Consider the following 25,228-nt stretch of genomic DNA (forward strand, 5'->3'; position numbering starts at 1 on the left):
ATGGCAAATACGCTGGTTGTCAATACACTCGCAAATTTAGGCGCAATTATCATCAATATTTATTTGTTATTCAAAATCAGTGACGGATTCGTTGGCCAAGGGACGTTCAAAGCGAAACAGATCGCAGCTGCGATTGCTTGTGAAACCGTGGTGGGGATGCTGATGATGAATTTCTCTTACGTCGTATACTAAACGCGATTTGACCTGCGCTTTTTGCTTTACGCTTTTTCCATGAAATATCTGGGGTGGAAGGTGACCGTACCGACGATGGTCAATCTAGCGTTAGGGCGTTTCTTGTTTGAAGTATCAAAATCGTCTTGGTTGAACTTATATCTTACGTTTTTTTTGATAGTGACACTGACATTTCTGCATGCCTGGGCCAAACGGCGATTTACTGACAAACAAGAGTTATTCCTATCAATTACCTACTTGATCGCTATCTCCTTTCTTTTTGGTTTTTATCTGACGGGTGATATTCAAAAAACGACCCTAATTTATATAGTTTATGGCATTCTCGCCTATACGTTGGCGTTTTTCCTTTACTCGATAGTAAATGATATGCAGCGCATTTTGGCATTGGTCAAAATCGATGATCTTACGCAGTTGAACAACTTCCGTAAATTTCAAGATGACCGCCAACGCCTAGACACGACCGAGGTGGACTTATCGATCGCTTTGATCGATATCGATCATTTCAAAAATTACAATGACCGTTACGGACACCGTGCTGGGGATTTGATTTTGCAAGAAATCGCTCGTATTTTTTCGACCTACTGTACGGCGAGCAACCCGGTCTATCGCATCGGTGGGGAAGAGTTTGCGATCTTGATCCAAGGAGACGCACAGGCTGCTGCTTATCTCCTCGAAAAAATCCAAAAGCGCATCCGTTACCAAGAGATCATCTTGGATGCAGGCGATTCGGTCAGCATCACGTTGTCGATTGGGATCGCACAACGGCAAAAGGGCGAGTTGCTACAGCAAACACAAGAACGAGCCGATCAAGCATTGTATCGAGCCAAGCGCAGCGGTCGCGACCAACTCTGTCTTTACTGACGGGGTTGGCTTCTTTTCTTTTTTATTTTCAAAAATACTACCTTAAATGAGGAGCGCATATGGAAAATAGTTTAATCATGATTCCTTCGCTAGAACCTGACCACAAACTGCTGGCTCTGGTGGAGAAAATTCGTTTGCATAACCAGCACCTGCCGATTTTGGTCGTGGATGATGGCAGTGGGGCTGCTTATCAGCCTGTCTTTTCGGCATTGGCACAGCAGTTTGGTTGTCAGGTTTTGACCCATCCAAAGAATCAGGGAAAAGGCGCAGCCATCAAAACCGCTCTCACTGAAGTGCTGACAAACCAGCCAGCTGTTGAATTTATGGTGACCATTGATTCGGATGGGCAGCATGAGTATACCGATATGATGGCTTGCTTAGCAAAGGCCCAAGCCCATCCCGACAGTATTATTTTAGGGACCCGATCCTTTGGCAAAGAAGTGCCCTTGCGGAGTAAGTTCGGCAACATTTTGACCCGAAATATCCTACGTTTAGCGACTGGTCTTGCCATCGAGGATTCGCAGACGGGCTTAAGGGTTTTCCCTCGGAAATTCATGACAGATTTGTTGGCGATCTCAGGTGAGCGCTTTGAATATGAAACGCGGATGCTGATCGAAGCCCAGAAACGGGGGTGGCCGATTCTCTCGCAACCGATCGCCACCATCTATATTGAAGAAAATGCCTCTTCCCATTTTCGGGTCTTGGCAGATTCCGTCGCTATCTATAGCGTCTTTTTGAAGTATTTGTTTTCATCTGTGGTCTCCTTTTTTGTCGATGTGATCGCCTATGCGTTATTGATCCATTTCTTGTCTGTCATCGATCTGTCCTCCATCGTGATCGCTTCGTTGGGTGCCCGCTTGATTTCGGCGATCGTCAATTACTACATCAATCGCGAGCTTGTTTTTGGTCAACGGACAAAGAACAGTATGCTGCAGTATTTTTTATTAGTGATCATACAGATTTTGCTGTCCTCTTTCCTCGTCTACCTGATCTATTTGATCCTGCCGATCGGGGATTCTGTGTTGTTAAAAATAGGCGTCGATTGCCTGCTCTTTTTCTTTAGTTACCATGTGCAAAAAAATGTCATCTTTAAGGAGTGATTGAGGTGGAACAAAAACGTTTGCCTTGGGCGAAAAAAGTCGTTTACTTTCTGGCGTTTGTCTTTTCGCTGATCTATTTATCATGGCGGGGGCTGTATACATTGCCATGGCACGAGTCTTGGTTTGCCCTGCTGTTTGGTTTGCTGCTTTGGGGCAGTGAGATCGTATCGAACTTTACAGGTTTGCTGTTGATTTGGAACAAAAACAAAGCAAAGCCTTTTGAAAAACCGATCGTGCCAGAAGCCGACTATCCAGCGATCGATGTGTTGATTGCGACCCATAATGAAGAAGTGCCGCTTTTATTAAAAACGGTCAATGCGGCAGTTCATATGAAATACCCCGATCCCAAAAAAGTTCACATCTACTTGTCAGATGACACCAACCGTCCAGAAGTCAAAGCACTGGCAGATAAATTTGGCATCGGCTATATCGGATTGACAGGCAATCAGCATGCCAAGTCAGGCAATCTCAATCATGCATTATCAAAAACCAATTCGCCGCTAGTGGCGACCTTTGATGCAGATATGATCCCTTACTCAGATTTTTTGCTGGAAACAGTGCCATATTTTGTGGCAAATCAGCAGCAACGCCGCAAAGATCAGACCATCAAACCGTTGGGCTTTGTCCAAACACCGCAAAGCTTTTACAATGCGGATCTTTTTCAGTACAATCTTTTTTCAGAAGCTGCGATCCCTAACGAGCAGGACTTCTTTTCCAGAGAAGTCAATGTTTTGAACAACGCCCATGATACAGCTATTTATACAGGATCCAATACGGTGATCGCACGAGAAGCGATCGAAGCCGCCGGCGGATTTCCGACGGACACCATCACGGAAGATTTTGAATTAGGCGCCTTGATCAATTGCCAAGGTTACCGCAGTTTATCAACACTGCAGCCCATGGCCAGCGGTCTGTCTCCCATTGATATCCCAAGTGCCTTAAAGCAGCGGATTCGCTGGGGAAGAGGAGTGGTCCAAAGTGTCCACAATCTCCATCTTTTTAAGAACAAGACGTTGTCTTTGGCGCAAAAAATGGTTTTCTTAAACAGTTATTTGTATTGGTGGTCGTTTTTACGTCGGTTGCTGTTTATTTTCGCGCCGATTTTGTACACCGTCTTTAATGTAAGGGTCGTAGAGACCAACTTTTGGGTCTTGCTGCTGTTTTGGCTGCCAAGCTATACGTTCTTGCATTTGGCGATGCAGGATTTGAGCAGTGATATTCGAACGCAGCGCTGGGGCGAGATCCAGGAAACGATTTTTGCACCTTACCTAGTGATTCCTGTCTTTTTACAAGCCATTGGCATCAAAGAGACCCGTTTCAAAGTGACCAATAAAGCAGCAACTCAGTCTAAAAAAGACTTGTTGTTTGTGGTGCCGCATTTGTTGCTGTTGATTTTGACGATTATCGGCTTAGTGAAGTTTAATTACGGCAAATTCGGTTCAGAGATTTTCTATGGCAGCGTGTTGACCTTCTGGCTGCTGACCCATTTCTTTAACTTAACCTTTGCGGTCTTATTTTATCTCGGTCGCCCGATTTACCGAACGACGGAACGGTTCAGAGCCCATTATCCTGTTGAAGTTTCCGACCAAGACGCCAGCTATTCTTTGATGACAGAAAATATCTCAGAAAACGGCTTGTCCTTCGTTTCTGACGTTCCTCTTTATTTTCCGCCAGATGCGCAGCTGACGTTTAAAATCACCCGTAATGGCTACCAAGCAGAGATGACGGGAAACGTCGTCCGCGTTTTTTCAGGCAAGGATCGCTGGGTCTATGGGGTTGCTTTACACCAATTATCAGAAAAAGATTACTTGGCTTATTTGCAGATCATTTATGATGGCTTCAATCAAAGCCTGCCAGTTCTGCGTGATCCGTGGATGACCTTCTTTGACAGTCTTTTTGAAAATCTCGGTAAGCATCTGCTGCAAGCCAAACAAAAGCCATTGCCGCCTCAACGAGTGCCTGTCCTGTCGATTGATCAAGAATGGGTCTTTGAAGAAGGAGCCTATACGGTCACAACGTTTGGTTTTGACCAGCTCACGTTGGTAAAAACAGAAGAAGTCGAGATGCCTGCCCGTCTAACCTTGCCGATCAGTAATCTTGTGCTTCACGCTGAAAAAGCAACGCTTCAACCAACAGAAAATCAAGTGATTTATCAAGTAAGCAATCTTTCCGAGCTGCGTTTTACAGCAGCCTTTCAAGAATGTGTAGACAGCTTGCTGAGAAAGGAGGAAGATGATGATCGAGATCCTGCTGCGATTTAGTCTTTTTGGTTTATCATTAGCTGGCTATGCCTATCTTTTTGTACGAGTTTGCCATTTTCCCAAACACATCAGCTGGATCGCTGCTTGCTGTTTGCCGATCCTCGTTCTTTCCTTTGTCGCATATGGTCCAAAAGGATGGTTGATCTGGGGGGCATGGGTTTTATTTGGTCTTGGCTTACTATTATGCGTTTGGCGTTTTTGGCAGGAGCGCTATCAGGTACGTTGGGGCTTGCAAGAGCCCATACTGTTGTGGTTTTACGGCTATTTTGCTTTGTTCGTTTTAACCTTGTTTCACAGTCATTTGACCCACTATGACAACTTCTCCCATTGGGCGACGATCGTTAAATTCCTTTATACGCAGGGACAATTGCCAACGGCAGCCGATGCCATCATCAGTTTTACTTCCTATCCTTTAGGCAGCTCGCTGTTTGTTACTTATACAGCGATCATTGTTGGCTATCATGAGAATGTCTTGCTGATTGGTCAATTGATTTTGATTTTCTGCAGTCTGTATAGTTTCTTTGCGATTATTCGTGATCCGAAAAGAAAGCTGGCTTTTGCCCTGATCTTCACCAGTATGGCGGTTTTCAATTATTTTAATATTGCGATTCGAATGAATAATTTGTTAGTGGACTTTATCCTGCCAGTGTTGACTTTAGCTGGCATCGCTGGCTTATTCGCTTTAAAAGGCAACGTACTACCGTCGATCGGTTTCTTTCTTTTGATTGGCGCCTCTCTTGATTTGGTCAAAAATAGCGCCGTCTTTTTCCTGCTGATTTTAGGCGGCTATTTACTAGTCTGCTTGTGGCAGACATCAGTTCGTTGGCGGCAACGGCTGGGCATGATGATTGTAGGGTTAGCTGCCATTGGGCTATCTGTCCTGCCAGCGATTCTTTGGAACCTGCATGTCAAAGCGAATTTTCCTAAATCGAAGCATGAAGTCAGCGTGACCGCTTATAAACAGATTTTTGGCGAAAAGGATTCTCAGATACTGCAGCAGATTACGGATGTTTTTGTCAAAACCATCACGGATGTTGCGACGATCTCCACGCAAGGGATTCTCTTGATCCAGGTCATCCTGTTGGGCAGTTGGCTATTTGTCCGATTTATCATGAAAAAACGCAATCCATTTTTCAAAGAACTGCTGTTGATCGATGGTATCATTGGTGGGTATTATTTAGGAATCTATGCCATGTTCTTGTTCTCGATGCCCACTGATGAAGCATTGTCTTTGGCAGGGTTCGATCGCTATGCCTCAAGTATCGTGATTTTAGCACTTGGATTAATGACCTTTTTCATGGTCAGAGGCATTGATCATTTGTATCATGAACAAGCGATCGATCGGCGAAACTACCGTAGTTTTGCCAGCTTGACCACGAAAAAAATCTATCAATACAGTACATTGATTCTGTTATTTTTTGCGACATTGCTGATCCTTTCAGAGAATAATGGCATGCGTTATACCAATCGTGAATATGCTGCTTCGATTCCAGCACAAGTTTCAGCCGTTACTGGCGATCACTTTGACCTAAACGAGAAAAAATATTTGGTGGTCAGTACTAACAAAGAAGCAGTAGATAGCTACTTAGTTGGCTATGTCGGAAAATATTACTTGTTTTCACCTAATGTCGATGGCCGAGAGAATTTCCTCTTATCCGATACAGATTTTCGCACGCTATTAAAGCAATACGATGAAGTCGTCGTCTTAGAAGATCACTATACCTTTAATGCCATGACGAAGAAGCTAACAGGCAAGACCTTTGCCCCAGGCGTTTATTCGGTGGCGGAGGTGTTGGGGCGTTAGAAAATGACGAATAAAAAGAAGCCGAGAAGGAACATTTCTCGGCTTCTTTTTTTTCAAGTAGCGTAATAGGATCATTTCTTCTTTTTCGGTGTATGCCCATAATAAATTTTGTATTTCTTATAGAAAAAAGTGATATTGGTGAAACCTGCTTCAGCCGCGCATTGGGTGATTGGTTTGGTGGAGGAAGCAATTAAATTGTGGGCGAGATTCAATTTCTTTTCGATAATCAATTCGGTCAAATTTTTACTAGTTTCTCGTTTGATCAATGCACTTAGATAGGAAGGGGAATAGTTAAAAAGGGTGGCGAGTTTTGGTAAGGTAACGGTTTGAAAATTCTCTTCGATATAGGTCAAGATTGCTAGAATATGCTGTTTTTTTGCCGCTTCTTGCTTGTTGGTCTGATAGTCGAACTCGCGCACGAGAAAAGTGAAAAGAATGGCGATCAGATTGCTGATGATTCGTTTACTACCAATGGCTTTTTCATAAGTTTCTTTCAGCATTTCTTGAATCACAGCATGGATCCGATCATCTTTATTGTTCTTAAAGACAATATATTGGTCATGCGCGTGCTTGTCTGACAATGCAGTCAGAACAAAATCAAGCACGACCCCTTCATTAAACTGTTCCCGACTGATCAATTGAGCGAAATAATCCCGCTTGATCAAAAGATTGATCAAAACATCTTCTTCACCGGTCATTTCAATCGAATGGGGAATTCCGGTATCAATCAGACAAATTTGTCCTTTTGTCAGCGTAACTTTCTGATCATCGATCAATTGGGTGCATGTTCCTGAGTAGATATAATTTAACTCGATAAAACTGTGGTTATGATAAGGAACTGGACTGAAGCGGCTTTGCTTTACCAGAGTAAAGTTTTCTTGTTCTTCCATCAGATTATCGAATAAGTAAACTTGTCGGCCATTGATCGTCACTTTTTCCAGCTGTTGATAATAGTCAGAAAGGTGGTTTGGATGGTCTCTGTGATAGCATTCTCGTTCAGATAACTGAAAAAGTTTTGCTTCCATTTCTTCGGTTGTCATTACGATCTCCTCCTTTCGTAAATCTAAAAATATGATAATTATCTACAAAGCGTATGACATTGTTTCAAGCTAAAGAATTGCTTATGATACATTTGTAAGCGTATTTATTATGATTTTAAATGAAGTTGAATGAGAAAGAAAGAGGAATTTGTATGAAAAAGATAACGAATTTATTGAACGAAAAATATGATAATCATGTTTTTCCGTTTTTATGGATGCATGGAGAAGATAAGGAAACGATTCAAACTTACATCAGTAAAATTTATGAAGCAGGCATCCGATCTGTCTGTATCGAATCACGCCCCCATGAAGAATTTTTGAAAGCACAATGGTGGGATGAGTTGGCGATCATCATTGAAGAGTGTGAAAAAAGACAGATGACACTTTGGATTTTGGATGATAAACACTTTCCAACAGGCTATGCCGCAGGGGAAATTGAAAAGAATCATCGTCACTTGCAGAAAGAATTTTTGAATTTCCGACAATTTGATTTTGTAGGTCCCAAAAAGAATGCTGGAATTATGTTGGATTGGTGTTTTAATGCAGAAAGACCGAATATTTTGAATTCAGAAGGGGAAACGGTTAAGGAGAGTGGCAAGTCATTTTTTTCAGCTGAAATCATCAGCGCCGTTGCGGTCAAGAAAACTGGATTTAAGCAGATCAGTGAGGAGGAGTGGATCGACCTTACAGACTCAATGATTGATGAGACATTGTATTGGTCTATTCCTGAAGGAGAGTGGAGTATCTTTGTCTTTTACACGACACAAGAAGGAGGGGAAGCTTCGACACAAGGGTACTTGAATCCTTTGGTACCAGAAGCAACAGATATTTTGCTGGAAACAGTTTATCAAAGTCATTATCGACACTTTGGAGAGAAATTTGGCACAACGATTCAAGGATTTTTCTCAGATGAACCGCGGTTTGGGAATATCAAGGGTCCTGATGCAGTCCTTGGAAAAGTAGATATGCCATTGCCATGGCGGTATGATTTGTTGACTTTGTTAGCAAACCAGCTAGCAATATCTGAAACTGAGCTGCGAGGGCTGTTGCCGGCTCTCTATCGTGGTGAATCAAAACAGGCGGCGAAGATTCGTTACAATTATATGTCGTTGGTTTCTGAGCTATATAGTCAACATTTTTCTCAGCGGATCGGACGCTGGTGTCGTGAACATAAGGTCGACTATATCGGACATGTGATTGAGGATAACAATGCCCATACACGTTTAGGTTATGGGGCGGGTCACTTCTTTCAATCGATGAAAGGACAATCGATGGCAGGAATCGATGTCGTTTTGCATCAATTGATGCCGCAACAAAATGACGGATACTTTGAAGCCATGACATCTACTGGCTGGGATGGCGAATTTTTCCATTACGCATTAGGAAAAATGGGGGCGTCTTTAGGAAACTTAGACCCTGCGAAACAAGGTCGAACGATGTGCGAAGTATTCGGCGCATATGGTTGGTCAGAAGGAACCAAACTGATGAAATGGCTAACCGATCACATGTTGGTGCGAGGGGTCAATCATTTTGTCCCTCATGCCTTTTCAATGAATGACTTTCCTGATGCCGATTGTCCGCCACATTTTTATGCGCAAGGCCATAATCCACAATTTGAGGGCTTCAAACAGCTGATGACGTATATGAATCGTTTGAGTTATCTATTTAGTGATGGGAAACATCAAGCGGATATTGCTGTGCTGTACCATGCTGAAGCGGAGTGGGCAGGCGCTTATATGCCGATTCAAAAAGTTGCTCGTGAACTGATGGAACATCAATACGAATTTGAAATCGTTTCGGTTGATATGATGCTTGATGCACAATTTACGGATCAAACGTTTGTCATCAATGAGCACGCCTTTCAAACACTAGTCATTCCATATACTGAGCGAATGCCTGATCCATTGATCAAAAAGCTGACAGCTCTCGCAGAATCTGGTATTCAAATTATTTTTATTGAGGAAATGGTGAAAGAATCCCTTGAACAAACTCTGCTTACCCATGAGCTGCGGCTTCTCGCTCGTCTGACAGAAGTAACGACGCTCAGAGCACTTACTGATAATACTGGCTTGAAGGTACGGGATCGTTTAGACACGTCAAAAGCTCTACCGTATTTGCGGTACTATCATTATCAGCAGCAAACAGATGAGGTGTTCATGCTTTTCAATGAAAATGACAATGAATCGATGCAGTTTCAGGCTGTTTTTCCTGCTGAGAAGCCATTAGCTCAATACGATCCAGTAGAAAATAAACTGAAACCTGTGTCATATAAAAATGGCAGCTATGAGATTTATTTAGCACCAGCAGAGAGTATGATTCTTTTTGAAGCTACCTCGAAACAACCATTGCGTATTGAAAGAAGCAAACCAATGAAAGAAGTTCATCTAAACGATCAGCCATGGCAAGTCACTTTCGAAGGAATCGGGAAAGAGCAAGCAGCAGTTGCCTGTCAAAAACAATATTCGTCACTGCCTTTACTGGGTGTCGGTGATGATTTCAGTCGGTTTAGCGGGAAAATCACTTATACCGTGGACTTCCCTAAAGCAGTAGGAGAGGTTTTATTAAGTATTGAAGATGCTTCAGAAGTTGTGACTGTTTCAGTGAACGGTCATTGTGTAGGCACAAGAATCAGTACACCGTATACATTTGAGTTGACGGACCTGCTTCAAGAAACGAACAATTCGATCCAGATTGAAGTGATCAATAATTTAGGTCGCAGTATGAGGGATTATCTTTCGCAGTTTGTCCTGTTCGAACCTTTGGGAATCACTGGCGAAATCAAACTTTTTATTGAGGAGGAGCAAAAATGAACAACCAGCAGTTGGCAGCAGATATTTTGAAGGAAATTGGTGGAAAAGCCAATATCGAATCGGTGACCCATTGCGTCACACGTCTGCGTTTTGTATTGCATGATACCGATATCCCAAATAAGGAGACGATTGCTAGTCTTGACGGAGTGATTTCAGTCGTTGAACAGGGCGGACAGTACCAGATCGTCTTAGGAAATCGCGTGAACGATGTCTATGATACGGTCTTGCAACAAGTTGGCGAACTAAAAGAGGACAATACTCGTGAAAAAACAAAAAAGTCTCTTTTTGATCAATTTACGACCACAATTTCAGGGATTTTCACGCCAGCATTAGGCGCGATGGCTGCGTCAGGAACGATCAAAGGAATCTTGACGATTTTATCAGTAGCAGGTATTTTGTCAGAAACATCGGGAACCTATATCGTTTTGTACGCATTGTCTAATGCTTTCTTTTATTTCATGCCAATCTTATTAGGTGCTTCGGCGGCAAATTATTTTAAATTAAACAGCTATGTCGGAATGTTGATCGGGGCATCGTTGATCTATCCTACTTTGCTCCCGTATGCGACAGAAGGTAGTTTGACCTTTTTGTCGATTCCCGTGAATATGATGGACTATACTTCTTCCGTTTTTCCTGCAATCATTGCTGTCTGGGTGGCAGCCAAAATCAATGGTTTCGTTCAGAAATGGCCGTTGAAGGATTTGCGATTCATGGTACAGCCTCTTATCGTGTTGCTAGTTTCTGTCCCCCTTGCCTTGCTGGTGGTTGGTCCAATTATATCCAACTTATCCAGTCTACTGGCAACGCTTGTAAATAATGTTTATCAATTCAGTCCGGTTTTGGGTGGGCTGGTGATTGGGGGACCATGGATCTTGATGGTCATGTTCGGATTGCATTGGGCATTCATTCCGATTTTTCTTAACAACATGGCGATGCAAGGATTCGATCCTGTGATGGGTCTGCTCCTAGCGAACCAAATGGCAATGGCTGGAGCTGTCGTGGCGGTTGGTCTACGAACGAAAAATGATAAAACGAAAGCACTCGCATATTCAACAGGTCTGACAACCCTGATTGGTGTCAGCGAACCAGCATTGTACGGAGTATTACTTCCTTATAAGCGTCCTCTGATCGCTGCTGTTATCGGTGGAAGTTTAGGTGGTGTTATTGCAGGATTTATGCAGACAGTGCAGTATTCTTTTGGTGGTTCGGGATTATTGGGTATTCCTTTGATCATCAATCCAGCAGGAATCGATGGTGGATTTTATGGTGGGATCGCTTCGCAGGTAGTAGGGCTTGTTACGGCATTTCTAATCACTTATTTTTGGGGGATTGTAGAACCTGAAAAAAGTAAAACAATTAAATCAAAAGAAGCAGTGAATACAAAAATCAATTTTCATGAAGTCGTTCAAGGAGAAGTCGTTCCCTTAACTGAGGTTCCTGACAAAGTTTTTTCAGAAGGCTTGATGGGGCAAGGTAAAGCTGTCAAACCGGAATCAAATACCTTTTATGCCCCTTTTGATGGCGTGGTCACTGCTTTATTTCCGACAAAGCATGCGATCGGCTTGACCAGTGATCAAGGCGTCGAACTTTTGATCCATATCGGTGTTGACACCGTAGAGCTAGAGGGAAGGCACTTTACGCCCCTTGTTGAAGCAAATCAAACAATCAAAAAGGGACAACCGCTGATAAAAGCCGATCTCGCAGCTATCCAAACAGAGGGATATGCGACCATTACGCCAGTTGTGGTAACGAATGCGTCAGCATTTGAGAAAATCACGAATGAAAAAGAGTCTCTTATTGTTGCCAACTAAAACGTTAGATTCAATGAAAAGAAACATGAAATCAGTGAATGATTTCATGTTTCTTTTTTACCGTCCATTCTCCGTCTGTCGATAATCACTAGGTGAAATGCCGACTTTTTTCTTGAATAAACGGCTGAAATAGGCGGTGTTTTCGATGCCGATCGCCAATGAGATCTCTTTGATGGAAAGCCGAGAATAGCGCAAAAGGTCTTTCGAATAAGAGATGCGTTTGCTAATCTGGTACTCGATGGGGGGCAAGCCCATATATTTGGAAAACTCCTTGACGATTTGATACTTATTGATATGATACCTTTCCTCCAAAGATTCCAAGGTGATCCCTTGACGGAAATCTTCTTCTAGCTGGTCACGAATCTGCAAAATATAAGGCGGGATTTCACTATCCGAAAAGTCGAGATGATATTTTTGCAGGAGCAGTTCATTGAGCAACTGATGAATCAAAACAGAGCTTTGGAAGGCAGTTTTCGCATTTGGTTCTGGCTGTAACATCAATAAATCTTGTAAGACCAAATGGATCGGATTTTGGCGGCTGCTGGCAGGATTGGTGTGAAAAACTGGACTGCCATTTTTGAGGAATTCCTCATAAAACGCTGCGACGTTGGCGCCATATAGATGGATCCAGTCCATTTCCCAGGGCTCTTGACTAACGGTACGGTAGTATTGATAGTCTAGACAGTCGATAAAAAACACATCACCTGCTTTCAATTGATAGCTTTTTCCTTTGTAGCGCAATTCACCGCAGCCGGACAATGTATATTTGATCAAATAAGAAGGCAGGTTCTCTCGTTCTGTAAAGTAAGGTTTGCTGGCTTTGAAATAGCCGATCTCTTGAATGTAATAGAAAAGTTCACGCTGCTTTTGGGTTGAAGTATTGATGTAACGCAGTGAATCAGTTGACCATGAGTGGTTGGCTTTTTCCCAGTAATCCATCGAATCCTCCTTTTTACCAAGATTGTGCAAGTCTTTATCAAAATTGTGTGATGAAACTCGTTGATTGTCAAGCTAAAATTGAGTCAACAAGAATGAATCAGTGAATTGTAATCGATTTATTTTTAAACAAGATAATGAAAGGTGGAGACCAGTGAACACATTTATCGCAATCGATATCGGTGCATCAAGCGGTCGTCTGATGCTGAGCCGTTGGGAAAATGAGCAGATCACTTTAGAAGAGATCCATCGCTTTAAAAACGGCTTTCGTCCTCATGAAGGCTTTGACCGTTGGGCGATCGATTATTTGATCCAAGAGATTTTAGTAGGACTGCAAAAAGTGAAACAAGCAGGTATCAATGACTGCTTCGTCGGAATCGACACCTGGGCAGTGGATTACTGTTTGATCGATCAAGCAGGCGAACGTTTAGGCGACCCAGTCGCTTATCGAGATAGTCGCACCAATGATGCGATCGCAGCTTTTGGTCAGCGCTATTCTTTGCAAAAACTGTATGAGAAAACAGGCATTCAGCTGCAGCCCTTCAACACGATTTTTCAGTTAGCCGCAGAAGAAGCGCAACTGCTGCAAAAAGCCGACAAGCTGCTGCTGATTCCAGACTACTTGGGCTACGTTTTTACTGGCAAGATGGTCACGGAAAAAACCAATGCTTCGACGATGCAGCTTCTAAATGCCAACACCCAAACATGGGATGCAGAATTGTTAGCTGAGATCGGCGTAACAGAAGGCCTATTCCCACCATTGGTTGATGCTGGAACGGTTTTAGGCACACTGCAAACACAGAAGTTTCCAGCCTATGATTTGCCACAAGCGACCTTTGTCACTGTCGCTAGTCATGATACGGCATCAGCGATCATCGGTACACCTGGAGAGGGGTCAGATTGGGGCTACATCAGCAGCGGGACTTGGTCATTGCTGGGGATCGAAACCAAAGTACCCAATGTTTCCCTTGCCGCCTTTAATGAAAATTATACGAACGAATGGGGTGCCCACAACACGATTCGCTTTTTAAAAAACATCATGGGCATGTGGCTGATCCAAGAAGTGGCTCGGCAGCAAGACTATCAATATTCCTATGCAGAATTGGCGGAATTGGCGCAAGCAACACCTGCTTTTCAACAGTTTGTCGATGTCAATGATCCTCGTTTTTTGAATCCAGAAAACATGATTACTGAACTGCAAGCGTATTGTCGAGAAACCCAGCAGAAAGTTCCAGAAACCGCAGGGGAACTGGCTCGCTGTGTGTATGATAACTTAGCGCTTTGCTATGCCAGTGAATTGCAAAAGCTGGAACAGCTGACAGGTACGACGAGCAAGCTGCAAAAACTGCATATCGTGGGGGGCGGTTCCAACAATCGCTTTTTAAATCAACTGACGGCTGATGCTGCGCAGCTGACGATCGAAGCTGGCCCAAGTGAAGCAACGGCGATCGGTAATCTTTTAATGCAGATGATGAGTGCTGGCATCTTCACGTCGCTGGCTGAAGCACGCCGTGCGGTCAAACACTCATTTCCTTGCAGTGTTCATGAACCACAGCCTTTTGATCACAAGATTTTAAGCAACTATCAACGTTTTATAGAAGGAGTAGGAAAAAAATGACAACGATTCAACAGCGTTATGAAGAAGCTAAGACAGCATATGCCAAATTAGGTGTCGACACGGATGCGGTTTTGAAAAAATTAGCCAATGTGAAAATCTCGATGCATGTTTGGCAAGGGGACGATGTCCAAGGATTTTTGAGTGATGAAGCATTATCTGGTGGGATCTCTGTAACGGGGAATTATCCTGGTGCTGCCCATACCCCAGAGGAGTTGCGCCAAGATTTAGAAAAAGCCTACTCTTTGATTCCTGGAAAACACAAATTGAATCTTCACGCCATCTATTTAGACACCGAGGAAGCAGTGGATCTAAATGAATTGGAGCCGAAGCATTTTGAAAAATGGGTCGCTTGGGCGAAAGAACAAGGCTTAGGTTTAGACTTCAATCCAACCTTTTTCTCACATCCCATGTTCAAAGATGGCTTTACCCTTGCTTCACCAGATGAAGAAGTTCGTCAGTTCTGGATCGAACACGGCAAACGTTCTCGTCAAATCGCTGCCTATATGGGGAAAGAAACTGGGCAAGTCTGTGTCAATAATTTCTGGGTGCCAGATGGCTACAAAGACAACCCGATCGATCGTTTTACACCACGGGAACGCTTGATGACAGCATTAGATGAGATTTTTGCTGAAGAATTGCCAGCGGAATACACGGTAGATGCCGTGGAAAGCAAGTTGTTTGGTCTTGGTGCCGAAGCCTACACCGTCGGCTCTCATGAATTTTATATGGGCTATGGCTTGACGCGCGATAAATTGATTTGTTTGGATGCTGGACATTTCCATCCAACCGAAGTGATCTCCAATAAACTGTCTTCATTGGCACTATTCAGCAAAGGCATTTTGCTGCATGTCAGCCGTCCTGTACGCTGGGATAGTGATCATGTCGTGATCATGGACGATGAATTGCAAGAGATTGGCCGCGAATTGGTTCGCAATGACTTATTGCCAAAAACCAACATTGGGTTAGATTTCTTTGATGCGACGATCAATCGGGTCGCTGCGTGGGTGATCGGGACGCGCAATACTCAAAAAGCGTTGCTAAAAGCGATGCTAGAACCGATCGAAGAACTAAAAGCAATCGAATTGTCAGGTGATTTCACCACTCGTTTAGCCATGACGGAAGAATTAAAAGACTATCCGTATGCAGATGTTTGGAATTACTTCTGTGAAAGCCAAGGGGTACCAGCAGGTCTGGATTGGCTATCAGAAGTGAAAGCCTATGAAGAAACCGTCTTAAAAGCCAGAAAGTAGGAGAACGATGAAAAAGATTGATATTTTACAAGCGAATTTTGTACAAGAAATGATGGAAACGACAGCAAATCTTTACCGTTTAGGGTGGGATGAGCGCAACGGCGGCAATATTTCTTACTTATTAACAGAAGAAGAGATCTTGCCTTTCATCGATCCGCAAAGCGTCTTGCGGGAAATTCCCATGATTTTTGATGCCACGGCACTAGCTGGCAAGTACTTTATCGTGACAGGTTCAGGAAAATACTTTAAAAATGTAGCGGCACATCCAGCGGAAAACCTTGGTGTGATCCGAGTCAAAGAAGATGGGCAAACATTGGAATTGCTTTGGGGCTTGGAAAATGGTGCGGTGCCAACGAGTGAACTGCCAAGTCATTTCATGAGTCATATCGCACGCTTGTCGGTCGATCCAGAAAACCGAATCATCATGCATAACCACGCATCGCATCTTTTAGCCATGAGTTTTACCCATGAGTTGGATGAACGCAGTTTCACGCGGACCTTGTGGCAAATGTGTACGGAGTGCTTGGTGGTCTTCCCAGAAGGTGTTTCCATCATTCCTTGGATGGTCCCAGGAACGAATGAGATCGGCGAAGCAACGGCTGCTAAAATGAAAGAGACCCGTTTGGTTCTTTGGCCACAACATGGCATCTATGGCGCTGGCAAAGATATGGACGAAGTCTTTGGCTTGATTGAAACGGCAGAGAAAGCTGCGGAAGTGTACACCTATGTCAAAGCGCAAGGCCCAATTTTACAAACCATTACAGATGAAAATCTGAAAAAATTGGCTGACGCTTTCAAAGTCACTCCCCGAGCAGGCTATCTTGAGGTATAATCAATGGTAGAAGAATGGAAAAGGCTTTCAGTCTTTTCTATTTAAAATATATTGTGAATAAACAAACAAATGGAGGTAGGAAGAATGGCAAATAGAATGATTTTGAATGAAACATCGTATTTTGGAAAAGGAGCGATCGAGAACGTACCGACCGAATTCAAGGCACGAGGGTTTAAAAAAGCAGCAGTGATCACCGACAAAGATTTGGTGAAATTTGAAGTTGCGACCAAAGTGACGAAATTATTGGATGAAGCAGGTGTCGATTATGCGTTATATGATGGGATCGTGCCGAACCCAACGATCCAAAATGTCAAAGACGGCTTAGCGTTTGTCAAAGAAGCACAAGCCGATTGTATCATTGCGATTGGCGGTGGTTCACCGATCGATACGGCAAAAGCGGTCGCGATCATTGCTACGAATCCTGAATTTTCTGATGTGATTAGTTTGGAAGGCGTGGCAGACACGAAACATCCATGTTTGCCGATTTTAGCGGTACCGACAACTTCTGGGACTGCAGCCGAAGTAACGATCAACTATGTGATTACAGATGAAGAAAATCATCGGAAATTTGTTTGTGTAGATCCTCACGATATTCCTCTGGTAGCCTTTGTGGACAGCGATATGATGATGGGGATGCCTAAGAGCTTGGCAGCCGCAACGGGAATGGATGCCATGACCCACGCCATCGAAGGCTTCATCACCAAAGGCGCATGGGAAATGACTGATATGCTGCACATCAAAGCAATCGAGATCATCGGCCGCTCATTGCGAGATTCCGTGAATGGCGATCAAGCAGGACGAGAAGCGATGGCGTTAGGACAATACATTGCCGGTATGGGCTTTTCAAACGTCGGCTTGGGCTTAGTCCACGGCATGGCCCATCCATTGTCCGCTTGGTACAACATTCCTCACGGAGTAGCGTGCGCGTCCTTGTTGCCAACCATCATGAAATACAACAAAGACTTTACGGGTGAAAAATACCGTGAGATCGCGATCGTTTTAGGCATTGAGGGGGCAGAAACGATGTCACTTGAAGACGTCCGCGATGCTGCTTGCCAAGCAATCGATCAGTTAAGCAAAGATGTGGGCATTCCAGCGACCATTTCTGAATTAGGCGTCAAAGAAGAAGATATCCCAGCCATCGCCAAAGATGCCTTGAACGATGTCTGCACACCAGGCAACCCGCGGGATACAACTTTAGAAGAGATTATTGAGCTTTATCGTTCGTTGATGTAATCTTGTTAAAGGTACGAAATTCGAAGAAATGAACGATACTTCTGCAAGTTTCCCTTAACAACGATCTGCTGATCAGTTGCTGTTTTATTCTGAAGACTTCAGTAAAATTGCGAGGCAAAGCGTTAGATTTTTGAAGAAATCGTTGTGCCCATATACTAGTAATCAAATCAAAAAAAGTGATCATTAGAGTTGGTTCTCTAATGGTCACTTTTTTGCTGTACGCAAGATCACAGCGTACCGATCGCTTCAAAATCATCACCTATCAAGAGCTGAGAGTTTCAGAATTGGTCAGTCAGCCACCCAATCATCTCTCGATAGTACTCATCAGCGATCGCATTTGGTGTCCGATCAAAGTCATGCTGATCTAAGTCGAGCCAAAGTGTTTTGGCATGGGGGACTTGTGCAGCGAAAGCTTGGGATGCGCTGAAGGGAACATCTGGATCTTTTTTGCAATGAACGACAAAGCAAGGAGGAAAGTCTTGGTAAGCGGCAGCAGGAATCGCCAAGGCTGCTAGCTGTTCCCGATTCCCTAAATAACGCTGCCAGTTGCCATATTGACGGGCGGAAAGGTACAAAGGGAATCGTTTTTCTAACGTGCCGTGGGTGATGGGTTGGCTTTTGCTCATGGCTTCAGCGGCGAGTGGTGGGACTTTCGGAAATTGTGTGTAAAAGCGTGCCGGCTGCAAAAATTCTTTACAAAACAACTCTTGGTAACCGTAAAATCGGATCAAGCCCTTTTGCTCCGAGTGCTTTGTGCGTGCGGTCAGTAAGGTCGCTAAAAAACCGCCGGCGGAGCGACCGAACAAAACGTACTCATTTGTACCAACGCCGCTGAACTGCCAGCCTTCGGCCAAAAACCACGCCACTGCCTTTTTGGCATGAAGGTAGATATCGTGTAGTGCTACTTCGGGAGCCAGTGGATAATCGAACAGGTAAAGGCTAACACCGGCAGCCAGCAATTGGTGGACATAATCCTGCGGAAGGTCTTCCCGCTGACCATAGAGGAAGCCACCACCATGAAAATACAAAAGGCTGATCCGAGGCTGCGCTGCTTTTAGGATCGTCACTTCTAACGGCAAAGTGCCATAGGTGTCAAATTGGATTTTTTCTGTTTGCGCAAAGGCATTTTTAGGATAAACCATTGTTTTCTTCCTTTCTCTTCTTCGATAGTATAAGGAAGAGTATAGGAGAAGGAAGCGGTTTAAAAAACAGCGTTATGACTAAAAATAGAAACGGTTTTGTCGAAAGTGAACAATGATGTCCTTCAGTAACACGCTTACAATAACCGTATAAATCAAAGGAGGCAGAACAATGGAGTTGAAAAAAGAAGTAGCGGCAATGATCGATGCACTATCTCAGATTGGGAGTGATCCAACTGGAGGAATGACTAGACTGCTTTATACCGATTCATGGAAAGAAGCGCAATCATTTGTAGAAAAACAATTAAAAGAAACTGGCTTAACGACGTCCTATGATGCAGTCGGCAATCTCTTCGGCAGAATGGAAGGCAGCCAGTATCCAGAAGAAACGATTCTTTCAGGGTCACATATCGATACCGTCGTCAACGGTGGCACATTAGACGGTCAATACGGGGTCGTTGCTGCTGCTTTAGCAATCAAGTATTTAAAAGAGACCTATGGGCAACCTTTACGCTCCTTGGAAGTCATCTCAATGGCAGAAGAAGAAGGCAGTCGCTTTCCAACCGTTTTTTGGGGAAGCAAAAACTTTGTCGGAGAAGCCAAAAAAGCCGATGTTGAAGCGATCGCAGATTTTGAAGGCAATCGCTTCGTGGCAGAGATGCAACGCCAAGGCTTTGATTTTCGCGACCCACAAGAACCGGTTCGATCAGACATCAAAGCCTTCGTGGAAATCCATATCGAACAAGGCAGTGTTTTAGAAAAAGAAAATTTGCAGATCGGTGTCGTCAATAGTATCGCTGGTCAAAAGCGCTACACCTTTGTTTTAAAAGGACAAGCCAATCATGCAGGAACCACACCGATGGGCTATCGCCAAGATGCTGTGTATGGTTTTGCCAAAATGTGTGCCGCAGTGATCGACCGTGGCTTAGAGCTTGGGGATCCATTAGTAGTGACATTCGGTAAAGTTGAGCCAAAACCGAATACGGTCAACGTGGTTCCTGGTGAAGTGTTGTTTACGATGGATTGTCGCCATACCGATGGGCAGCTATTGGATGCCTTTACTGCTGAAGCAGAACAGATCATTCAAGCGATCGCCAAAGAGCACGAACTGACAGTGGAGATGGATCTATGGATGGATGAACGCCCTGTGCCGATGGACGAGACGATCGTTGCCACGGTGGAACAAGCGGTGAAGCAAACCGGTAAACGTTACAAAGTCATGCATAGTGGGGCGGGGCATGATTCCCAAATCATTGCACCACATTTTCCAACTGCGATGCTGTTTGTACCAAGTATTGATGGGATTAGCCACAACCCAGCCGAAGCAACGACTATCGAAGATTTAGTAGCTGGGGTTGAAGTTTTAGCAGCTTCCCTTTACGAGCTAGCATACAAAGAATAGAAAGCAGGGACACACATGGGATATAAAAATAATAATACGGGCTATTTAGATGGATTGCTGCAATCACGAGCAGTCATTAGAAAAAATAATTTTGCGATCTTGCCGCATGATGGGCTAGTGAATAATGTCATTCCAGGCTTCGAAAACTGTGAATGTTCGATACTCGGCACACCAAAATTAGGGGCGTCTTTTGTCGATTACATCATTTCATTCAAAAAAGATGGCGCCAACCAATTGGGCTTCGGCGGTCCAGAGATCGAGAGTTTCTTGTATGTCATCTCGGGCAAACTGGAAGTAAGTGATGGCAAAGAAACCCATACATTGACGGACGGAGGCTATATCTATCTGCCTGCTGGAGAAAAACTGTATATGAAAAATCTCCAAGAAGAAGCGACAGAAGTGTTCTTGTATAAGAAACGTTACCAACCACTTGAAAATCACCAAGCCTACAAAGTAGTGGGGAATCTTTCAGAGTTGACACCGATCCAATACGAAGGGATGGCAGACGTCCTACTTTGGGATTTCTTGCCAAAAGAGCTGGGCTTTGACATGAATATCCATATCCTTTCCTTTGAACCAGGGGCAAGTCATGGCTACATTGAGACCCACTACCAAGAACATGGAGCGTACTTACTGTCAGGTAAAGGGATGTATAACTTAGATAATGAGTGGTTCCCAGTGGAAAAAGGCGACTACATTTTCATGAGTGCCTATGTACAGCAAGCGGCCTATGGTGTTGGTCGTGACGAACCATTGACCTATATTTATTCCAAAGATTGCAACCGCGATCCGGAAATTTAAAGGAGTTTAGAAGATGGAAGAAACGGTTATTGTACAGTCACAAGAGTTACAGCAATTGATCCAAAACAAATTAGCGGCTGCTGGTTTGTCTGAAGCGCACGCAGCCATCGTTGCAGAGCATTTGGTCTTTGCCGATGCCAGCGGGATCCACTCTCACGGGGCTGTGCGGGTAGACTATTACGCAGAGCGGATCGCTAAAGGTGGGATGAATCGCACCCCGCAGATCACGTTTGAAGAGACTGGACCGAGCAGCGGGATCGTTCACGGGCAAAATGGCGCAGGGCAGGTCGTCGTATTAGAAGCGACAAAGCATGCCATTGAGATGGCCAAACGTTCTGGGATCGCGGCGGTTGGTGTGCGGAAAACGAGTCATAGTGGGGCACTATCCTATTATGTCAAAAAAGCCGCAGAAGCTGACTTGATTGCATTATCTATGTGCCAATCGGATTCAATGGTGGTTCCTTTTGGCGGCAAAGAAAATTATTTTGGTACCAATCCGATTGCCTTTGCGGCACCGCGAAAGCATGGTGCGCCGGTGGTTTTTGATATGGCAACGACAGTCCAAGCGTGGGGCAAAATTTTAGATGCTCGTTCCAAAGATAAAGAGATTCCAGCAACATGGGCCGTTGATGCCCATGGCAAGCCAACGACGAATCCTCATCATGTTCATGGGTTATTGCCAATCTCAGGACCAAAAGGCTTTGGGTTGATGATGATGGTGGATATCTTGTCTGGAATGCTCCTTGGGCTGCCTTTTGGCAAGCATGTTTCCTCTATGTACAACGATCTGACGAAAGGTCGCGACTTAGGGCAGTTTATTTTGCTGATCGATCCTCAACGCTTCACTGACTTAGACACATTTAAAGAGTCAGTCGAAACGATGATCGAAGAGCTACACGCCATACCGGCTGCTGAACAGTTCCAGCAAGTCTATTATCCAGGCGAGATCAATCAACTAACCTATGAAAAATATATGGCAGAAGGCATTCCTATCGAAAAGAACATTTATCGCTATCTCATTAGCGACACGGTTCATTTTGACCAGTATTCTGGGTCAGATGCCTTTGCACAGACAGGAACAGGAAAGTGAGGAGACCCATGTTACACACTATTATTCAAAAAAACAATTACCAAGATTCCATTGTTTTAATGCTTTTGACCAATCGTTTACTGACGATCGAAGGGATCAACAACGCTTCGGTCATGATGGGTACACCTGCCAATAAGGATATCTTCAAGACGGGTGGTCTTTATACCGAGGAGATGAACAATGCGACCTCCAACGATATGGTGCTCGTTTTAGACATTGAAGAGCAAGAAATCATCGAAACAGTCCTGTCAGAAATCGATGCCTTCTTATCGGACCAAAGCGATAGCGCAGGAGAAGAAACCCAAAGCGTCAAAACTTGGGAAAAAGCCTTAGATCTTGGAAAAGATGCGAAGGTCGCTGTCTTATCGATTCCTGGTACTATGGCAGCACCAGAAATTGAAACCGCATTAGCAGCGGGCAAACATGTTTTTTGTTTCAGTGATAATGTTTCATTGGAAGAGGAAGTTCGGCTAAAGAAAATGGCTCATGAACAAGGACTTCTTTTAATGGGACCAGATTGTGGCACAGGGATTCTCAATGGGATACCAGTAGCCTTCACGAATGCCGTCCGTAAAGGGAAAATCGGTGTTGTCGGCGCTTCGGGTACGGGCATCCAAGAAGTCACCACCATCATTCATAAATTGGGTGCCGGTGTGACACAAGCCATCGGAACCGGTGGACGAGATCTCAAAGAAGCCGTCGGTGGGATCACCATGAAAGACAGCATTCTTGCCTTGGAACATGATCCTGATACGGAGGTGATCGTGGTGATCTCCAAACCACCTGCACCACGTGTCCGAGATGAAGTATTGGCATTATTAAGAAGAGGAACAAAACCTGCAGTCACGATTTTTCTTGGGGAAGAACCAACGGATCACGAAGAAAATCTTTACCGAGCTTACACGCTGGAAGAAGCGGCTCAATTAGCCGTGCAGCTGCTACGTCAAGAACAGATTGGATTAGAGCCAGTAAAAGAGGAAACGGCAGCTGCCGCTTTTGGACCTGAACAGCAAAAAATCAAAGCTTACTATTCTGGCGGAACATTGGCGTACGAAGCAGCGATGCTGGTCAAAGCAGGATTAAATCTAGAACAAGAAGATGCCCATCAGGAAGGGTATATCTTAAAAGCAGCTGGCCATGAGATCATCGATTTAGGTGATGACATTTATACGCAAGGCAAGCCCCATCCGATGATCGACCCAACAAAGCGGATCGAACTGTTGAAACAAGCCGGAGAAGATCCTGAAACGGCAGTGATTTTGTTAGATATCGTTTTAGGGTACGGCTCTCATCAAGATATGGCGAGTGAATTGGCACCGACCATCAAATCGTTGAAGGAAGCAGCGCAAGCAGCTGGCCGGGAGTTAGCGGTGATCGCTACGATCGTCGGAACTGATTTAGACCCCCAAGACAGCAACGAGCAAGCAGAGATTTTAACCGCAGCTGGCGTGATTTTGTGTCAAAGCAATGCCCAAGCAGTCAAACAAGCTTTAGCAATGCTCGGTCACCCGTTTTCACCAATTAGTCGTAAGCTGTTGCCAAAAGCAGTGACAACTGCCGATGCGTTGCCAGAGCCATCTGAAAAGAGCCGCGAATTGTTAGCGAATGACGCGTTCATCAATGTAGGGTTGCGTAGCTTTGCGGAAGCGATCCAGGCGCATCACGGTCAAGTCGTTCAATATGACTGGCAGCCAATTGCTGGTGGAAACGTAACGTTACAAAAAGCCTTACGTTTCTTAGCACAAGTGTCACTATCAGAGTAGGAGGAAGTTATCGTGTACGAAACTATTGAAGAAGCAAACCAAGCCGTTATTGCCAAGATCGTTGCCGGTTCGCCTTTTTTGCTGGATGTCGTTCCAGCAGTCAGTGTCATTCCAGAGTTAGGTGAAGGAAAAGTCCTATTGCATGCAGGACCACCGATCCGCTACGACCAGATGATTGATCCGATTCAAGGTGCTTGTGTTGGTGCGGGGCTTTTTGAAGGCTGGGGCGAAACGGAAGAAGAGGTACGTCATTTATTAGCATCTGGGGAAGTTCAACTGATTCCTTGTCACCACGTGCAAGCGGTTGGCCCAATGGGGGGCATCACCTCTGCCAATATGCCAGTGCTCGTAGTGGAAAACAAAACCGATGGCAACCGAGCGTATTGTACGATGAACGAAGGGATCGGGGCAGTTTTACGATTTGGCGCCTATTCTCAAGAAGTCATTGATCGCTTGCATTGGATGAAAAATACGTTAGCACCAGTTTTAAGTGCTGCACTACAAACAAAACCCGATGGCTTGAACATCAATGTTTTAGTCGCAAAAGCAATCGCCATGGGGGATGAGTTCCATCAACGGAATATCGCTGCTTCGTTGGCGTTCTTAAAAGAAGTAGCACCAGCGATCGTTACTCTGGAAGGATTTGAAAAAGAAAAACCAGAAGTCATTCAGTTTCTAGCAGACACGGATCAGTTCTTCTTGAATATCATGATGGCTTCTTCAAAAGCGGTGCTTGATGGCGCCCGGACGATTGAAGAAGGAACGGTTGTGACCGCAATGTGTCGCAACGGGCATGAATTCGGTATCCGTATTTCTGGCATGGGAGATGAGTGGTTTACTGGTCCTGTCAATACACCAAAAGGGCTGTATTTCTCAGGATTCAGTGAAGAAGATGCCTCTCCAGATATGGGCGACAGTGCCATTACGGAAACCTTTGGTGTTGGGGGAATGGCAATGATTGCTGCCCCAGCTGTGACACGCTTCGTTGGTTCTGGTGGATTTCACGATGCGTTGAAAACCAGCAATGAGATGTTAGAGATCTCCATTGATACCAATCCGAATTTTCCCGTTCCTACATGGGACTTCAAAGGGATCTGTTTAGGGATCGATGCTCGGAAAGTCGTGGAAACAGGGATCTTACCGGTGATCAATACAGGGATCGCCAACAAACAAGCTGGACGAGGACAAATTGGTGCCGGGACAGTGACACCACCAATGGATTGCTTTGAAAAAGCTGTCTTGGCTTATGCAAAAAAATTAGGATTTGAAGAATAAATCAGGG

General features: G+C 44.4%; 19 protein-coding genes. 16 read left to right on the forward strand and 3 right to left on the reverse strand.

The window, feature by feature from the left end; all coding sequences use genetic code 11:
• The 5 genes from IGI72_RS04875 to IGI72_RS04895 are packed head-to-tail and all read left to right on the forward strand — an operon-like array spanning position 1 to position 6,218.
• Entirely contained in the window at positions 1 to 192 is a 192-nt protein-coding gene (locus IGI72_RS04875) for a hypothetical protein (RefSeq protein WP_438753316.1), read from the forward strand.
• 60 nt (positions 193 to 252) lie between these two features.
• Positions 253 to 1,053, forward strand: coding sequence for a GGDEF domain-containing protein (locus IGI72_RS04880; protein ID WP_438753319.1), 801 nt, complete (start codon positions 253 to 255; stop codon positions 1,051 to 1,053).
• Between the two features lie 59 nt (positions 1,054 to 1,112).
• Positions 1,113 to 2,153: a glycosyltransferase gene (locus tag IGI72_RS04885; RefSeq protein ID WP_375353966.1), complete on the forward strand. Its 1,041-nt coding sequence runs from the start codon at positions 1,113 to 1,115 to the stop codon at positions 2,151 to 2,153.
• A complete protein-coding gene (locus IGI72_RS04890; RefSeq protein WP_375353968.1) occupies positions 2,150 to 4,414 on the forward strand; it encodes a glycosyltransferase family 2 protein in 2,265 nt (754 codons plus the stop codon). The genes IGI72_RS04885 and IGI72_RS04890 overlap by 4 nt, the downstream gene beginning before the upstream one ends.
• On the forward strand, positions 4,389 to 6,218 hold the full coding sequence (locus IGI72_RS04895; RefSeq protein ID WP_375353970.1) for a lantibiotic ABC transporter permease: 1,830 nt from the start codon (positions 4,389 to 4,391) through the stop codon (positions 6,216 to 6,218). Before IGI72_RS04890 ends, IGI72_RS04895 begins: the two co-directional genes overlap by 26 nt.
• A 71-nt stretch (positions 6,219 to 6,289) precedes the next feature.
• On the opposite strand, the gene IGI72_RS04900 is transcribed toward IGI72_RS04895, so the two are convergent.
• Positions 6,290 to 7,258 carry an AraC family transcriptional regulator gene (locus IGI72_RS04900; RefSeq protein WP_005225350.1) on the reverse strand — a complete coding sequence of 323 codons (969 nt, stop codon included), beginning with the start codon at positions 7,256 to 7,258 and terminating at the stop codon, positions 6,290 to 6,292.
• A 152-nt stretch (positions 7,259 to 7,410) separates the two neighbouring features.
• On the opposite strand from IGI72_RS04900, the gene IGI72_RS04905 reads away from it, so the two are divergent.
• Both IGI72_RS04905 and IGI72_RS04910 read left to right on the forward strand, forming a co-directional pair.
• Positions 7,411 to 10,068, forward strand: coding sequence for a glycosyl hydrolase (locus IGI72_RS04905; protein ID WP_375353972.1), 2,658 nt, complete (start codon positions 7,411 to 7,413; stop codon positions 10,066 to 10,068).
• Positions 10,065 to 11,879: a beta-glucoside-specific PTS transporter subunit IIABC gene (locus tag IGI72_RS04910; RefSeq protein WP_375353974.1), complete on the forward strand. Its 1,815-nt coding sequence runs from the start codon at positions 10,065 to 10,067 to the stop codon at positions 11,877 to 11,879. Before IGI72_RS04905 ends, IGI72_RS04910 begins: the two co-directional genes overlap by 4 nt.
• Positions 11,880 to 11,936: 57 nt before the next feature.
• On the opposite strand, the gene IGI72_RS04915 is transcribed toward IGI72_RS04910, so the two are convergent.
• Positions 11,937 to 12,818 (reverse strand): AraC family transcriptional regulator, encoded by an 882-nt coding sequence (locus IGI72_RS04915; protein ID WP_005225353.1) that lies wholly within the window; start codon positions 12,816 to 12,818, stop codon positions 11,937 to 11,939.
• Between the two features lie 199 nt (positions 12,819 to 13,017).
• On the opposite strand from IGI72_RS04915, the gene rhaB reads away from it, so the two are divergent.
• The 4 genes from rhaB to fucO all read left to right on the forward strand — a co-directional run bounded on the left by rhaB (position 13,018) and on the right by fucO (position 17,751).
• Complete coding sequence (gene rhaB / locus IGI72_RS04920) at positions 13,018 to 14,433, forward strand: rhamnulokinase (RefSeq protein ID WP_375354786.1); 1,416 nt, start codon at positions 13,018 to 13,020, stop codon at positions 14,431 to 14,433.
• Positions 14,430 to 15,683, forward strand: a complete 1,254-nt coding sequence (rhaA, locus tag IGI72_RS04925) for an L-rhamnose isomerase (protein ID WP_115232019.1) — start codon at positions 14,430 to 14,432, stop codon at positions 15,681 to 15,683. The genes rhaB and rhaA overlap by 4 nt, the downstream gene beginning before the upstream one ends.
• A gap of 7 nt (positions 15,684 to 15,690) precedes the next feature.
• On the forward strand, positions 15,691 to 16,515 hold the full coding sequence (gene rhaD, locus IGI72_RS04930; protein WP_005234418.1) for a rhamnulose-1-phosphate aldolase: 825 nt from the start codon (positions 15,691 to 15,693) through the stop codon (positions 16,513 to 16,515).
• Positions 16,516 to 16,599: 84 nt separating this feature from the next.
• Positions 16,600 to 17,751, forward strand: a complete 1,152-nt coding sequence (gene fucO, locus IGI72_RS04935; RefSeq protein ID WP_142972809.1) for a lactaldehyde reductase — start codon at positions 16,600 to 16,602, stop codon at positions 17,749 to 17,751.
• A gap of 278 nt (positions 17,752 to 18,029) precedes the next feature.
• Here fucO and IGI72_RS04940 read toward each other — a convergent pair whose 3' ends face one another.
• A complete protein-coding gene (locus tag IGI72_RS04940) occupies positions 18,030 to 18,893 on the reverse strand; it encodes an alpha/beta hydrolase (RefSeq protein ID WP_375353977.1) in 864 nt (287 codons plus the stop codon).
• 169 nt (positions 18,894 to 19,062) lie between these two features.
• On the opposite strand from IGI72_RS04940, the gene allC reads away from it, so the two are divergent.
• Genes allC through IGI72_RS04965 form a run of 5 tightly spaced genes read left to right on the forward strand, consistent with a single transcriptional unit; the run spans position 19,063 to position 25,221 of the window.
• Positions 19,063 to 20,292, forward strand: coding sequence for an allantoate deiminase (allC, locus tag IGI72_RS04945; RefSeq protein ID WP_223597438.1), 1,230 nt, complete (start codon positions 19,063 to 19,065; stop codon positions 20,290 to 20,292).
• Positions 20,293 to 20,307: 15 nt separating this feature from the next.
• Positions 20,308 to 21,093, forward strand: a complete 786-nt coding sequence (gene allE, locus IGI72_RS04950) for a (S)-ureidoglycine aminohydrolase (protein WP_005225360.1) — start codon at positions 20,308 to 20,310, stop codon at positions 21,091 to 21,093.
• Positions 21,094 to 21,106: 13 nt separating this feature from the next.
• Positions 21,107 to 22,183 carry an ureidoglycolate dehydrogenase gene (allD, locus tag IGI72_RS04955; protein ID WP_213356958.1) on the forward strand — a complete coding sequence of 359 codons (1,077 nt, stop codon included), beginning with the start codon at positions 21,107 to 21,109 and terminating at the stop codon, positions 22,181 to 22,183.
• Between the two features lie 8 nt (positions 22,184 to 22,191).
• A complete protein-coding gene (gene fdrA / locus IGI72_RS04960) occupies positions 22,192 to 23,946 on the forward strand; it encodes an acyl-CoA synthetase FdrA (protein WP_375353979.1) in 1,755 nt (584 codons plus the stop codon).
• Between the two features lie 12 nt (positions 23,947 to 23,958).
• On the forward strand, positions 23,959 to 25,221 hold the full coding sequence (locus tag IGI72_RS04965) for a DUF1116 domain-containing protein (protein WP_005234461.1): 1,263 nt from the start codon (positions 23,959 to 23,961) through the stop codon (positions 25,219 to 25,221).
• The last annotated feature ends 7 nt before the right edge of the window (positions 25,222 to 25,228 follow it).

The organism is Enterococcus sp. DIV1059_2, from assembly GCF_051713685.1.
Lineage (GTDB): Bacteria > Bacillota > Bacilli > Lactobacillales > Enterococcaceae > Enterococcus_D > Enterococcus_D casseliflavus.